This window comes from Saccharopolyspora phatthalungensis, from assembly GCF_014203395.1.
Classification (GTDB): Bacteria; Actinomycetota; Actinomycetes; order Mycobacteriales; family Pseudonocardiaceae; genus Saccharopolyspora; species Saccharopolyspora phatthalungensis.
Genome location: NZ_JACHIW010000001.1, coordinates 2,567,784 through 2,580,813, shown reverse-complemented (window position 1 = coordinate 2,580,813; position 13,030 = coordinate 2,567,784). Strand labels below are relative to the sequence as shown.

Sequence of the window (13,030 nt, the reverse complement as noted above, 5' to 3'; positions counted from 1 at the left end):
CGCCGCAGCGGGGAGGGGACCCACCGCTAGGAGGTGGTTTGCGCAATGGCAGACACTCGACGTCTTCCAGGACCGAACGCCGATATCTGGGATTGGCAGATACGGGGCTCCTGTCGAGGCATGGACAGCGCGTACTTCTTTCATCCGGATGGCGAGCGGGGGCCGGCGCGAGCCCGGCGCGAGTCGAAGGCGAAAGAGGTATGCCAGCACTGCCCGGTGATCGCGCAGTGCCGGACCCATGCGCTTGCAGTGCAGGAGCCGTACGGCATCTGGGGCGGGCTGTCGGAGTCGGAGCGGGAAGTGATCATCAAGGCGCGCAAGCGCCAGCAGCTGGCGGTTGCGGCCAGCTGATGAGCTTGCGCGGTCGACGCGGTGCGAGCCGCGGCCGACCGCCGGAGTCGAATGGCAACGAGGGGCGTCATTCGGCTCCGGGCAGGACGCACGAAGATCGGGGCGGCACCCCAATTGCGGGTGCCGCCCCGATCTCCGTGCCGAGTGCGAGTCCGGGCTCCGGCCCGGCTATGCGCTCACGGGCCCGGCTCAGTGGCCATGCCCGTGGCCGTGGCCATGCCCGGCGGCCTCCGGCTGCTCCTCCGGCTTGTCCACCACCGCGCTCTCGGTGGTGATCACCATGCGGGCAATGGATGCCGCGTTGGCGACCGCGGAGCGAGTCACCTTCAGCGGGTCCACGATGCCCGCCTCGATGAGGTCGCCGTACTGGTTGGTCGCCGCGTTGTAGCCGGAGCCCCAGTCCAGGTCCCGGACCTTGGAGACCACGACGGCGCCCTCCTGACCGGCGTTGCTGGCGATCCAGAACAGCGGGGCGTCCAGTGCGCGGCGCACCAGCTGCACGCCGGTGGCCTCGTCACCGGTGAGCCCGAGGTCGTCGGCCAGCACCTTTGCGGCGTGGATCAGGCTGGACCCACCGCCGGGGACGCTGCCCTCCTCGGCCGCTGCCTTGGCGGCGGCGACCGCGTCCTCGATGCGCGACTTGCGCTCCTTGAGCTCCGTCTCGGTGGCCGCACCGACCTTGATCACCGCAACGCCGCCGGCCAGCTTGGCCAACCGCTCCTGCAGCTTCTCGCGGTCCCAGTCGGAGTCGCTGGCCTCGATCTCCTTGCGGATCTGGTCGGCCCGGTCCTTGACGTCCCCGGCCTTGCCGCGGCCGTCCACAATGGTCGTGGTGTCCTTGGTCACGGTGACCCGGCGGGCCGATCCGAGCACCTCGGGGCCGGCCTCGGACAGCTTGAGACCGATCTCCGGCGCGATGACCTGGGCGCCGGTGGCGATCGCGAGGTCGTCCAGGAATGCCTTGCGGCGGTCGCCGAAGAACGGGGCCTTGACCGCGACGACCTTGAAGGTCTTGCGGATCGCGTTGACGGCCAGCGTGGACAGCGCCTCGCCCTCGACGTCCTCGGCCACGATCAGCAGCGGCTTGCCGTTCTGCGCGATCTTCTCCAGCAGCGGCAGCAGCTCCTGGAGGTTGGAGATCTTCTCCCGGTGCAGCAGGATCTGCGCGTCCTCCAGCACCGCCTCCTGCCGCTCGGCGTCGGTGACGAAGTGCGGGGAGATGAAGCCCTTGTCGAACTGGAGGCCCTCGGTGATCTCCAGCTCGGTGGCCAGCGTCGAGGACTCCTCGATGCTGATCACGCCGTCCTCGCCGACCTTCTCCATCGCCTCGCCGACCAGCGCACCGATGGTCTCGTCCCGGGAGGACACGGTGGCGATCTGGGCGATGTTGTCGCGGCCGCGGACGGGAGTGGCCTTGGCCTTGAGGGCCTCGACGACGGCGTCGGTGGCCGCCTGGACGCCCGTGTTCAGCGCCGCCGGGTTGGCGCCCGCGGCCAGGTTGCGCAGGCCCTCGCGGACCAGCGACTGGGCGAGCACGGTGGCGGTGGTGGTGCCGTCGCCGGCGACATCGTTGGTCTTGGTCGCGACGTTCTTGGCGAGCTGGGCGCCCAGGTTCTCGAACGGGTCGCTCAGCTCGATCTCGCGAGCGATGGTCACGCCGTCGTTGGTGATCTGCGGTCCGCCGAACTGCTTGTCCAGCACGACGTGCCGGCCACGCGGTCCGAGGGTGACCTTCACCGCGTCGGCGAGCTGGTTGACGCCGCGCTCCAGCGCGCGACGTGCCTTCTCGTCGAAGGCGATCTGCTTAGCCATGGTTCCAACAGCCCTTCATGGATGCCTTTGGGGTATTCCGCCCCGGACATGCGACCGCCCCGGAGGTCCCGCGGTCGGGACCGCCGGGGCGGCATTGCTCGCGTGGTGTGGCGTCAGTTGACGACGGCCAGCACGTCGCGGGCGGAGAGGATCAGGTACTCCTCACCGTTGTACTTGACCTCGGTGCCGCCGTACTTGGAGTAAATAACGACGTCGCCTTCCTTGACATCCACCGGGATGCGGTTGCCCTTGTCGTCGACGCGACCCGGGCCGACGGCAAGAACCTTGCCCTCCTGGGGCTTTTCCTTAGCGGTGTCCGGGATCACGATGCCGGACGCAGTCGTCGTCTCGGCCTCGCTCGCCTGGACCACGATCTTGTCCTCAAGCGGCTTGATGCTCGCCACGGTGTGACCTCCACCTTCTGGGGCCTTCGAAGCGTTGGCTGGGATAAGACGGCTCCGTGGCTCCCCGCCGTCGCGGGTGCCGGGGCGCTCCGGCGCCGTTCTGCTAGCACTCTACCCATGAGAGTGCCAACGCTCAACAACCACCCGCATCGTCGGAATGTCGGGGCGCCAGCCGTCCCGGAATTTCGAGCCCGGAGCCCGCCGCTCGGTCGCGGCGAACCGGCCCGCGACCCGGCGACCGCCCTGGCAGCCAAAGACCCCGCCGACCGATAGTCAAGCAGAAGAACCGGCGGCGCGAGTCCCCGACGGCCGATTGCGGCGGTTCGATCAGCCCAGCCCCCGCCGCTACTCGTCGGATTCGATTCGGTTCGGAACGTAGCGGGACCGCCCATCGACCCTGCCACCTGCGAAGTTGTGACAAACGATCAGCCCTGCGTGATCATCGCTGGTAGATCGGCATGCGGGAAATGTCACCAATGCCACGAGGTGGTTTACGCCAAAGCAGTTCGGTGCCCTAGGTTGCCAGGCATGCCAGCCCTCTCGAAGCCCGCCAACCGCCCTTGGGAGCGCCGCCCCCGGCCCGCGCGACCTCCCGGCCCGCCCGGACCGCCGACCCGGTCGAGCTGGCGTCCGAAGTGATGCCGCCGCCACCGCGCGGGGCTCGCTGCTCCGGCTGGTGGCGGTAGAGCTCCGCGTACCGCTGCGACCGGCGTTTCACCGCCGATTTCAATGGACGTCGGCGCGCCGATCTCCATTGAAATCGCCATCGGACCGGGGTTCTCGGTGGACACTTGGCCGGTGCGTGGACTGTGGATGGGGCTCGCCGCGCTGGCCGGGCTCGTGCTGGTCGCCGCGCTACCGTCGGGGTGGGTAATGGCGCGCAGCTTTCGCCGCGTCCGGGCGGTGCCGGACGTGCCCGCCACCGAGTTCGCGTTGGTGTTGGGGGCGGGTGTGCGCTGGGATGGCAAGCCGAGCCGGATCCTGCAGGGTCGGTTGAACGTGGCTCGGGCGTTGTTCGAAGCGGACAAGGTCCGGCGGATCATCGTCAGCGGCAGCCCGGAATCACGCGGGCACAGCGAGCCGGTCGTGATGCGCCAGCACCTCGTCTCGCACGGAGTTCCCGCCTCCGCCGTGACGCTCGACGAGTCCGGTGTAGACACCTGGTCGTCCTGCCGCCGCGCGGCCGAGGCTTTCGGCCTGCGCGAGATTACCGTGGTGACCACCCGGTTCCACCTGCGCCGCGCCGTGGCGTTGTGCCGCCGCGCCGGCATCGACGCCTACGGCGTCGGCCACGACGCGGCCGCCGAGGGCTTGCGCCGGGTCTCCGCCCGCGGTGCCCGCCGCGAATTTCTCGCCACCACCAAAGCCTTCTGGTGGAGTCGCTGACCATCGGCGGTCTCCCGCACCGGTCTCGATCACATTAGGCGACCACCCGTGACGCAACGAAATGTTGCCGGAAACTCGGGAAAATGGGGCAACCCACGCGGAAGTTCGGGCGATACCAGCACGTCCTTTGTGAATAGGGGTGTGTCATCGTGATCGCTCGAAGAGCCCGCGGCTGGTTAAGCGCCTGCTGCGTGGCGTTGCTGTCCATCGGCCTGTTAGCGGCCTTACCGACTACCCGCGCGGAGGCGGCGGTTCCCTCCGGTTTCGTCCTGCGCAACCAACCCAGCGGACAGGCCGCCTTCGATCTGACCGACTTCGCCTACCTGCCCGACGACAGCATCCTGACCACCGGCAAGAAAGGCACCGTCACGTGGGTGGCGGCCGACGGCCGGACCCGCACCATCGCCACCCTTCCCGTCGACCCCAGCCAGGACCTCGGCCTGACCGGCATCGCGATAGCACCCGACTACGAGACCTCGCGGCACGTCTACCTGATCCGCTCGGTCCCCGCCGGCACCGGCGGCTACCTGCTGCGACTCGCGCGCTGGACGGTCACCGGCAACCCCGAACCGACCGGCCTCGGCGGCGAACAGGTGCTCTTCGAATTCCCCAGCACCAACGCGGTCCACGCGTTGACCGGGGTCGTGGCGGCCAACGACGGCACGCTGTGGGTGTCGATCGGCGACCTCTCCGACTTTTCCCGCACCGACCGGAATGCGTTGCAGGCCATGAACCTCGACGCGCCCAACGGGAAGATCCTGCACGTCACCGCCACCGGCCAGGGCGTGCCGAGCAACCCCTACTACCAGGCGTCGGACCCTTCGTCGTGGCGCAGCCGGGTGTACGCCAGCGGTTTCCGCAGCCCGTTCCGGCTGTCGCTGGACCCCAGCACCGGTACCCCGATCGTCGGCGACGTCGGCTACAACACCTGGGAGGAGGTCGACCTCGTCCGCCCCGGCCAGAACTACAAGTGGCCCTGCTGGGAAGGCAACCACCCGACCCCGGGCTACACCGACCTGCCCGAGTGCGCGTCCGTGGTGAACACCCCGCCGCTGTGGGAGTACCGCCACGGGGGCGGCCTCGACCAGGGAAACAGCGTCACCGGCGGCATCGTCTACCAGGGCGAGAGTTACCCGGAGGCATACCGGGGCGCGTACTTCTTCGGCGACTACACCACCAAGAAGCTCTGGACGCTGCGCTTCGACGCGCAGGGAAAGCTGGTGCGGGCGCCGGAAAGCCCGCCGTTCGCCAGTGACATCGGCGGCCCGGTGAAGTTCGCGGCCGCGCCCAACGGCGACATCGTGTTCGCCGACATCTACTCGGGCACGCTGCGCCGGCTCAGCTATCCGCAGGGCAACTCCGCGCCGGTGGCCGCGGCCGAGATCACCACGGACCCGGCGACCCGCACGGTCACCTTCGACGGATCGGGATCGCAGGACTTCGACGGTGATGCGCTGACCTACCGCTGGGACTTCGGCGACGGCACCACGGGCACCGGCGTGCGCACCAGCCACACCTACCCGACCGGCGACCGCTTCACCGCGCGGCTGACCGTGACCGATCCGCTCGGGGCGTCGGACAGCGCGGATGTGGTGGTCGCACCGGCGAACAATTCGCCGCGGGTGGTGCTGACGACGCCGGGAGAACGCACCTTCGCCGTCGGCGAGACCGTGTCGCTGTCCGCGCAGGCCACCGATGTCGAGGACGGCACGACACCGGTGACCTGGACCAGCGCCGAGGTGCACTGCCCGGAAGAGGCGACCTGCCACCGGCATCCCGGGGTCGGGGGCACCGGCGAGTCCTTCCAGATCGCGTTCACCGACCACCCCGACTCGCGGATGGAGATCACCGCGACCACGACCGACAGCGCCGGGGTAGTCAGCAGCCAGACCTATGCGGCGATGCCGCGCGAGCACCTGCTGACGTTGACCAGCAACGTGCCTGCGGTGCTGCAGATCCCCTCGGAGGGCGGGCGGAGTTCGGCGATGGTCACCGAGGGGGCCACCTTCGATGTGATCGCGGCGACGACGGCCACCGACGGCGTGGCGAGTTTCGACGGGTGGGGCGACGGCGTGGGCAACCGATCGCGGGTGCTGACGATGGGCGCGAGCGACCAGACGCTCACCGCCCGGTATTCCACGCCGATCGACCAGCGGTACGCGGCCGAACCGCAGCTGCGCAGCCTGCTCGGGCAACCCACGGGACCGGAGATCGCCGAGGACGGCATCCGCTACCGCGGCTACGAACGCGGGCGGCTTTACTGGACCGCGCAGACGGGCGTGCACTACGTCTACGGCGGGAACCTCGCGAAGTACCTGCAACTCGGTGGGCACGGCAAGTTCGGCCCGCCGACCACCGACGAACTGTCCACACCGGACGGTGTCGGTCGGTACAACCACTTCGCCGGTACGCCCACGACCCTGACGGCGTCGATCTACTGGAGCCCGGACACCGGATCGCACGCGGTGTGGGGCGCGATCCGGCAGAACTGGGCGGCCAACGGCTGGGAGCAGGGCCCGCTCGGCTACCCGACGACCGACGAGGTGACCACGCCCGACGGCGTCGGCCGGTACACCCACTTCTCCAAGGCCGGTTCGATCTACTGGACGCCGGGTTCCGGGGCCCACGCGATCTGGGGCGCGATCCGGGCGACGTGGTCGCAGCTGGGCTGGGAGCTCGGCCCGCTGGGGTATCCGACGACCGATGAGCGGGTCACCCCGGACGGAGTGGGGCGCTACAACCACTTCACCAAGGCCGGCTCGATCTACTGGACGCCGGGCACCGGTGCGCACGAGGTGTACGGGCGCATCCGCGAACGCTGGTCGGCACTCGGCTGGGAAGGCTCGTATCTGGGCTACCCGACGAGCGGCGAGTTCGCGGTCCCGGGCGGTCGTCGCAACAACTTCCAGCGCGGCTACATCCAGTGGTCCGCGGCGAACAACTCGACGATCGACCGGCGGTACTGACCCGCCCGGTCTGACCGCGGTTTGAGCTGAGACCGCGGTCAGACCGGCGGCCGGTGCGCGGTTTCCATCGCAACCGCGCTACTGGACGACGATGGTGTGCACCGGGAGGCCGGGGTTGGCGGGCATGTCCAGCGGCGAGGGCTTGGCGCCCGCGGCGAGGACGTGGGCCCCGAGGGCGGCGATCATCGCGCCGTTGTCGGTGCACAGGCGCGGGCGCGGCACCCGCAGGGTGATCCCTGCTTCCGCACACCGCTGGGCCGCCAGTTCCGACAGCCGCGAGTTGGCCGCCACGCCGCCGGAGATCACCAGCGTGTCCGCGTCCAGGTCCCGCGCCGCGCGCACCGCTTTGGCCGTCAGCACGTCGGCCACGGCCTCCTGGAAGGAGGCGCACACGTCGGCCACCGGGATCTCCCGCCCGGAGCGCTGCTCGGTCTCCACCCAGCGCGCGACCGCGGTCTTCAGCCCGGAGAAGGAGAAGTCGTATTTGGCGTCCCGGGGCCCGGTGAGCCCGCGCGGGAACGCGATGGCCTTCGGGTTGCCCAGTTTGGCCTGCTTGTCGATCGGCGGACCGCCGGGGTAGGGCAGGTCGAGGATGCGGGCGACCTTGTCGTACGCCTCGCCGGCGGCGTCGTCGATGGTGGAGCCGATCTCGGTGATCTGCTCCCCGATGCCCTCCACCAGCAGCAGCTGCGTGTGCCCGCCGGAGACGAGCAGCGCCAGGCAGCGCGACGGCAGCGGCCCGTGCTCCAGGGTGTCGACCGCGACGTGCCCGCCGAGGTGGTTGACGCCGAAGAGCGGCACGCCCAGCGCTGCCGCGTAAGCCTTGGCCGCCGCGACCCCGACCATCAGCGCCCCGGCCAGCCCCGGCCCCGCCGTGACCGCAATAGCGTCCACATCGGACAGTTCGAGGCCGGACTCGTCCAACGCGCGGCGCATCGTCGGGGCCATCGCCGCCAGGTGCGCGCGGCTGGCGATCTCCGGCACCACACCGCCGAAGCGGGCGTGCTCGTCGACGCTGGAGGCCACCGCGTCGGCCAGCAGCTCGACCGTGCCGTCGGCGGCCAGCCGGACCAGGCCGACGCCGGTCTCATCGCAGGAACTCTCGATGCCCAGCACCACTCGGTCCGCAGTCATCCCCCGGCCTCCGTAGTCACCGTCTCCGCGGCTTGCGTCGGGGCAGCCGATGCGGGGCGCCGCATGGTGTGCGCATCCGCCCCGGACGGCTGGTAATAGCGCTTGCGCAGGCCCACGATCTCGAAACCGTGCTTCCGGTACATCTCGATCGCGGTTTCGTTGTCGGTGCGCACTTCCAGGAACGTCGTCGCGCGCTGCTCGTCGGCCCGGGCCAGCAGGTCCCGCAGCAGCGCCTTGCCCACGCCGCGCCCCTGGTGCACCGGGTCCACGCCGATGGTGTGTACCTCGGCCTCGGCGTGCGGCGCACGACCGACGACGGCGAGCCCGGCGTAGCCGATCAGCCGCTCATCGGTGTAGGCGCCGACGTAGTAGTGGCCCTGGTCGAGCTCGGCGGCGAAGGCGGACCACGACCACGGGTCATCACCGGGGAAGAGCATCCGCTCCAGTTCCGCGCAGCGCTTCAGATCGCCGCGACGCAGTTTCAGCACGCGCAGCGCGGTGGTCGCGTAATCGGTCACTTCCCACCTCTGGTCAACACGGACTTCCGCTTGCCCGGGGCCTCGGCGTCCGGCCGCCGCAGGTAGAGCGGCACCAGCGGCGCCGGTTCGCCCGGCAGCGCAGCGACCGCCGCCGCGACCAGCCCGACCGGCGTCGGATAGCGCGGCTCGACGACCTTGACTCCCAACGCCTCGGCCATTTCCCCTGCCGCCGCGGCGAAATCGCGGGTCGGTACCTCCGCCGGGCGCTGGACGTGCGGGCCGTCGAGCCGGTTCCGCGCGGCATCGTAGGCGGCCCAGTAGACCTCCTTGCGGCGCGCGTCGGTGGCGACCAGCAGCGGGCCGTCGGCCGGGGCCTGCGCGGCGATCGCGTCGAGGCTGCACACCGGGTGCACCGGCCGACCGCAGGTCTGCCCGAGCGCCGCGGCGGTGACCATGCCGACGCGCAGGCCGGTGAAGGGGCCGGGGCCTGCACCGACGACGATCGCGTCGACATCCGCGAGTTCGTGTCCGGCCTCGGTCATGACGTCCAGCAGCTGCGGCATGAGGAGTTCGCCGTGCGCGCGCGGGTTGACCGTCACGCGCTCGGCGAGGGCGCGTGGCGGACCGCCGTCCAGGGCGACCAGCCCGGCCGTGACCGCGGGGGTCGAGGTGTCCAGCGCAATGACGAGCACGGTTACTCAGCGTACGTCAGCCCTGCTCACCGGGGTTACGTGGGGAACACCACGACGGGCGCGGCCAGCGGTGCTGTTCAGCCCTGCCGGATGAGCAATTCGCCTCGCGGCCCGCTCGATTCCACATCGGCCCCAACGATCCGGCGACCGCGCAGCCAGGTTTCGCGCACCACACCGGACAGCGGACGCCCGTGGTAGGGCGAGACCGGATTCCGGTGGTGCAGCTTGCGCACATCGACGACGAACGCGTCATCGGGGGCGAACACGCAGAAGTCGGCGTCGTGGCCGACCGCGATGGCTCCCTTCCGGCGCAGTCCGGCGAGGTCAGCGGGCTTGTGGGCCATCCACCGCACGACGTCGGCGAGGCCGTGGCCGCGCACCCGCGCCTGCGTCCACACCGCCGGAAGCCCCAACTGGAGGCTGGACACCCCGCCCCAGGCCACCCCGAAATCGCCGATGTCGAAACGCTTGAGCTCCGGGGTGCACGGGGAGTGGTCGCTGACCACGCAGTCGATGATCCCGTCGGCCAGCCCCTGCCACAGCAGTTCCCGGTTGCGGGCCTCGCGGATCGGCGGGCAGCACTTGAACTGGGTGGCGCCGTCGGGGATCTCCTCGGCGCTGAAGCTCAGGTAGTGCGGGCAGGTCTCGACGGTGACCCTGACGCCGTCGGCGCGCGCGGAGGCGATCATCGGCAGCGCGTCCGAGGACGACAGGTGCACGATGTGCACCCGCGCCCCGATGCGCCGCGCCAGCTCGATGACCTGCGCAATCGCCAGATTCTCGGCGCCGCGCGGCCGGGAGTTCAGGAAGTCGCCGTAGGCCTGGCCGTGGGCCGCGGGCGCGTGCTCGATGGCCTCGGAATCCTCGGCGTGCACGATCATCAGCGCGTCGTAGCCGGTCAGTTCGCGCAGCGCCTCGTCGAGTTCGGTCGGGCTCAGCGGTGGGAATTCGTCGACCCCGGAATGCGGCAGGAAACACTTGAAGCCGAACACCCCGGCCTCATGCAGCCCGCGCAGCTTGGTGCGGTTGCCGTGCACCGCGCCGCCCCAGAACCCGACGTCGACATGCGCCTTGTCGCGTGCGGTCTTGCGCTTGATCTCCAGTGCGCCGACGTCGATGGTGGGCGGCAGGCTGTTCAGCGGCATGTCGAGGATGGTCGTGACGCCGCCGGCTGCCGCGGCGCGGGTGGCCGTGTCGAAACCCTCCCACTCGGTGCGGCCCGGGTCGTTGACGTGCACGTGGGTGTCGACCAAACCCGGCAGCAGGACCTCGTCCCCGGCGAGCTCGATGGTGCGGACGGCGTCGAGCTGGGCGTCCAGCGGCTCGACGGCGGCGATCCGGCCGTCGCGGACACCGACGCTGCCAGCCATCTCCCCGTTCGGGCCGATGAGCCGTCGCGCACGGAATACGACGTCGAAAGCCCCGGTGGCGGTTTCGGGCACCGCGGTTACCTCCTCGTCGCAGACGCGCTGGCTTCCATTGAAATCGCCACGATGGTTCCGGGCCATCGGGGGCGTGTCCGGATGGCTGCCCGCCCGCGCGGCTAGAGCCAGTCGTGGGCGAGGCGTTCGCCGAGGTCGGCCAGGAGGCTGGCTGCGTTCGCCATGCAGCGTTGCGGATCGGGTTCGATGTCGGTAAGGGCGTAGGCGCCACGGATGCCGACCTCGTGCAGGCGTTCGGCCGAAAGCCGGCAGCGGCCTGCGATGGCGACCACCGGGATGCCCGCTTCGACGGCGCGGGCGGCGACGCCGGCCGGGCCCTTGCCGTGCAGGGTCTGTTCGTCGAGGGCGCCTTCGCCGATGATGACCAGCCCGGCCCCGGCAAGGCGCTGATCGAAGTCGATGAGTTCCAGGATGACGTCGACCCCCGGCCGCATCCGCGCGCCGAGCACGGCCAGCGCCCCGTAGCCGACTCCGCCGGCCGCGCCGGCGCCGGGCTGGCCGGCCACGTCGCGGCCGCCGGCGGCCAGCACCGCGCGGGCCCAGTTGCCCAGCGCTTCGTCCAGCAGCCGCACCTGCTGCGGGTCGGCGCCTTTCTGCGGGCCGTAGACGTGCGCGGCACCGCGCTCGCCGAGCAGCGGGTTGTCCACGTCCGAGGCCAGGATGAAGTCGGTGTCGGCCAGCCGGGGATCCAGGCCGGAAAGGTCCACTGTGGCCACTCGGGCCAGCGGTCCGCCTCCGGGAGGCAACGGATTACCCGCAGCATCCAAAACCCGTGCCCCCAGGACGGTGAGCAAACCGGCGCCGCCGTCGGTGCTGGCGCTGCCACCGACGCCGAGCACCACGGTGCGCGCGCCCGCGTCCAGGGCCGCCAGGATCGCCTCGCCGGTGCCCTCGCTGGAGGCCGCCAGCGGTGCGAGCTCGTCGTCCTCCAGCAGCGCCAGCCCGGAGGCCGAGGCGAGCTCGACGACGGCGGTGTCGCCGTGGATAGCGATCTCGGTGTCGACCGGCTCACCGACCGGTCCGGCGACCCGCACCGGGATCGGCAGGTACCCGCTGGCCAGCGCGGCCTGCACGGTGCCGTCCCCGCCGTCGGCCACCGGCGCCAGCCGGACTCCGACGTCGGCGCGGCCCCGGCGCAGTCCGGCGGCGACCGCCTCGGCGACCTGCGGCGCAGTCAGCGAGCCCTTGAACTTGTCCGGTGCGATGAGGACAGGACCAGGCAAAACGAACTCCCGAAAAGTCGCGGGGCGGTGTCCTCCGCCGAGCCGCCCGGCACGTGCCCGGCGGAGGACACCGGGGTCACCGGGTATTCCACCCGAGGACTCGGTCATGGGGAAGTGCGGGGTGCGCCCGCCAACACACCACGCGTCCCGGCGCCGGGCCTGCCCAGTGGTCCGTTATGCGTTGGGGACGGGCTCGGGCTCGCTCATGGCGTCGACGCGAGCCTCGCGGGCGGCCGCCTGCACGATGCCCCATGTCCTTGTGGTGCGGCTCGATCCGGAATCCCGGGGGCGAACTCGCGGTTGCGCATTTTCTCGCCCTTGGCGTCGAGCACCGCGCTGCCGGCGAGCCCGCCGCCGAGCACCTTCAGCCCCGCCTCGGTCAGCGGCGAAGTCCTCGCGAGCCACGAGCAGCTTCGGCCGATACGGTTCAACTGGGAGGTCACTTCAATGATCTTGCGAGCCGAGTTCACCACCGAACCCTTCGAGGGGGAAGGCGAGCCACCGGCACACGCCGTAGCCGCCCGAGACTGTCTCCGCGCCGCCGGACTGGAGCCCGAATTCGGCCCGCTGGGCACCTCGATCACCGGCGACCGCGAGGCCGTGCTGCCCGCGCTGGCGGCCGTGCTGGACACCGTCCTGGACAACGGCGGGCACCGGATCACCCTGCAAGTAAGCGTCGGCAACGCCGACGAGGGTCAGGTTTAGGCTGGCCGGCGTGCATCCGCTCGCCCATGCGATCGCACCGCTGCTGGAGCACATAGGCGGCACCGCCGTGCCGGCCGACGAGTGCGAGCCCGGTGACATCGTCCTGCACTGGGAGGGCGCCCCGGCGATTGCCGTCCGGCTGCCCGGCGAGGAGTTGACCAGCGCCCTAGACCGGATGATCCGAACCCTCGAAGGCGAACTCGGCGGACGCCTGCCGGACCTGCCGCGCGCGGACAAGCAGCGCGCCGTCCGGCTGCTGGAGGAGCGCGGCGCGTTTACGCTGCGCAAGTCGGTCGAGACGGTGGCCAAGGCACTCGGCGTCAGCCGCTTCACGGTCTACAACTACCTCAACCGCGAGTAGGCCGACCCCACCACCAGGGGATTTCAACAAAATGTTGACACCTCGCGGAGCGCGGTTCAAGCTTTTGCCACACCA

At 70.7% G+C, this 13,030-nt stretch carries 13 protein-coding genes; 5 read left to right on the top strand and 8 right to left on the bottom strand.

From position 1 onward, the window contains the following. Nucleotides 1–45: 45 nt before the first annotated feature. The gene (locus tag BJ970_RS11735) at nucleotides 46–351 is read left to right on the top strand and encodes a WhiB family transcriptional regulator (RefSeq protein WP_184726286.1); all 306 of its coding nucleotides are present in this window, start codon (nucleotides 46–48) and stop codon (nucleotides 349–351) included. Nucleotides 352–540: 189 nt separating this feature from the next. Here BJ970_RS11735 and groL read toward each other — a convergent pair whose 3' ends face one another. Together groL and groES are read right to left on the bottom strand one after the other, a co-directional pair. After that, nucleotides 541–2,163, bottom strand: coding sequence for a chaperonin GroEL (groL, locus tag BJ970_RS11730; protein ID WP_184726285.1), 1,623 nt, complete (start codon nucleotides 2,161–2,163; stop codon nucleotides 541–543). 113 nt (nucleotides 2,164–2,276) lie between these two features. After that, nucleotides 2,277–2,567, bottom strand: coding sequence for a co-chaperone GroES (groES, locus tag BJ970_RS11725; protein ID WP_010316109.1), 291 nt, complete (start codon nucleotides 2,565–2,567; stop codon nucleotides 2,277–2,279). A 798-nt stretch (nucleotides 2,568–3,365) separates the two neighbouring features. Between groES and BJ970_RS11720 the strand changes: the two genes are divergently transcribed. Together BJ970_RS11720 and BJ970_RS11715 are read left to right on the top strand one after the other, a co-directional pair. Beyond that, nucleotides 3,366–3,953, top strand: a complete 588-nt coding sequence (locus BJ970_RS11720; protein ID WP_312864216.1) for a SanA/YdcF family protein — start codon at nucleotides 3,366–3,368, stop codon at nucleotides 3,951–3,953. Between the two features lie 149 nt (nucleotides 3,954–4,102). Beyond that, nucleotides 4,103–6,919, top strand: coding sequence for a PQQ-dependent sugar dehydrogenase (locus tag BJ970_RS11715; protein WP_376775024.1), 2,817 nt, complete (start codon nucleotides 4,103–4,105; stop codon nucleotides 6,917–6,919). Between the two features lie 78 nt (nucleotides 6,920–6,997). On the opposite strand, the gene tsaD is transcribed toward BJ970_RS11715, so the two are convergent. The 6 genes from tsaD to BJ970_RS37735 form a co-directional block, all read right to left on the bottom strand. Next, entirely contained in the window at nucleotides 6,998–8,053 is a 1,056-nt protein-coding gene (gene tsaD, locus BJ970_RS11710) for a tRNA (adenosine(37)-N6)-threonylcarbamoyltransferase complex transferase subunit TsaD (RefSeq protein ID WP_184726284.1), read from the bottom strand. Then, on the bottom strand, nucleotides 8,050–8,547 hold the full coding sequence (gene rimI, locus BJ970_RS11705; protein WP_184729038.1) for a ribosomal protein S18-alanine N-acetyltransferase: 498 nt from the start codon (nucleotides 8,545–8,547) through the stop codon (nucleotides 8,050–8,052). The genes tsaD and rimI overlap by 4 nt, the downstream gene beginning before the upstream one ends. Nucleotides 8,548–8,567: 20 nt before the next feature. Next, nucleotides 8,568–9,224 carry a tRNA (adenosine(37)-N6)-threonylcarbamoyltransferase complex dimerization subunit type 1 TsaB gene (tsaB, locus tag BJ970_RS11700; protein ID WP_184726283.1) on the bottom strand — a complete coding sequence of 219 codons (657 nt, stop codon included), beginning with the start codon at nucleotides 9,222–9,224 and terminating at the stop codon, nucleotides 8,568–8,570. Nucleotides 9,225–9,301: 77 nt separating this feature from the next. Beyond that, on the bottom strand, nucleotides 9,302–10,666 hold the full coding sequence (gene allB, locus BJ970_RS11695) for an allantoinase AllB (protein WP_312864215.1): 1,365 nt from the start codon (nucleotides 10,664–10,666) through the stop codon (nucleotides 9,302–9,304). 101 nt (nucleotides 10,667–10,767) lie between these two features. Continuing rightward, nucleotides 10,768–11,889 carry a glycerate kinase gene (locus BJ970_RS11690; RefSeq protein ID WP_246470818.1) on the bottom strand — a complete coding sequence of 374 codons (1,122 nt, stop codon included), beginning with the start codon at nucleotides 11,887–11,889 and terminating at the stop codon, nucleotides 10,768–10,770. A 203-nt stretch (nucleotides 11,890–12,092) separates the two neighbouring features. Continuing rightward, the gene (locus BJ970_RS37735) at nucleotides 12,093–12,332 is read right to left on the bottom strand and encodes a hypothetical protein (protein ID WP_246470817.1); all 240 of its coding nucleotides are present in this window, start codon (nucleotides 12,330–12,332) and stop codon (nucleotides 12,093–12,095) included. 4 nt (nucleotides 12,333–12,336) lie between these two features. On the opposite strand from BJ970_RS37735, the gene BJ970_RS11680 reads away from it, so the two are divergent. Then, nucleotides 12,337–12,594, top strand: a complete 258-nt coding sequence (locus BJ970_RS11680; RefSeq protein ID WP_184726280.1) for a thiamine-binding protein — start codon at nucleotides 12,337–12,339, stop codon at nucleotides 12,592–12,594. 10 nt (nucleotides 12,595–12,604) lie between these two features. Beyond that, nucleotides 12,605–12,955 (top strand): helix-turn-helix domain-containing protein, encoded by a 351-nt coding sequence (locus tag BJ970_RS11675; protein WP_184726279.1) that lies wholly within the window; start codon nucleotides 12,605–12,607, stop codon nucleotides 12,953–12,955. Nucleotides 12,956–13,030 lie beyond the last annotated feature (75 nt).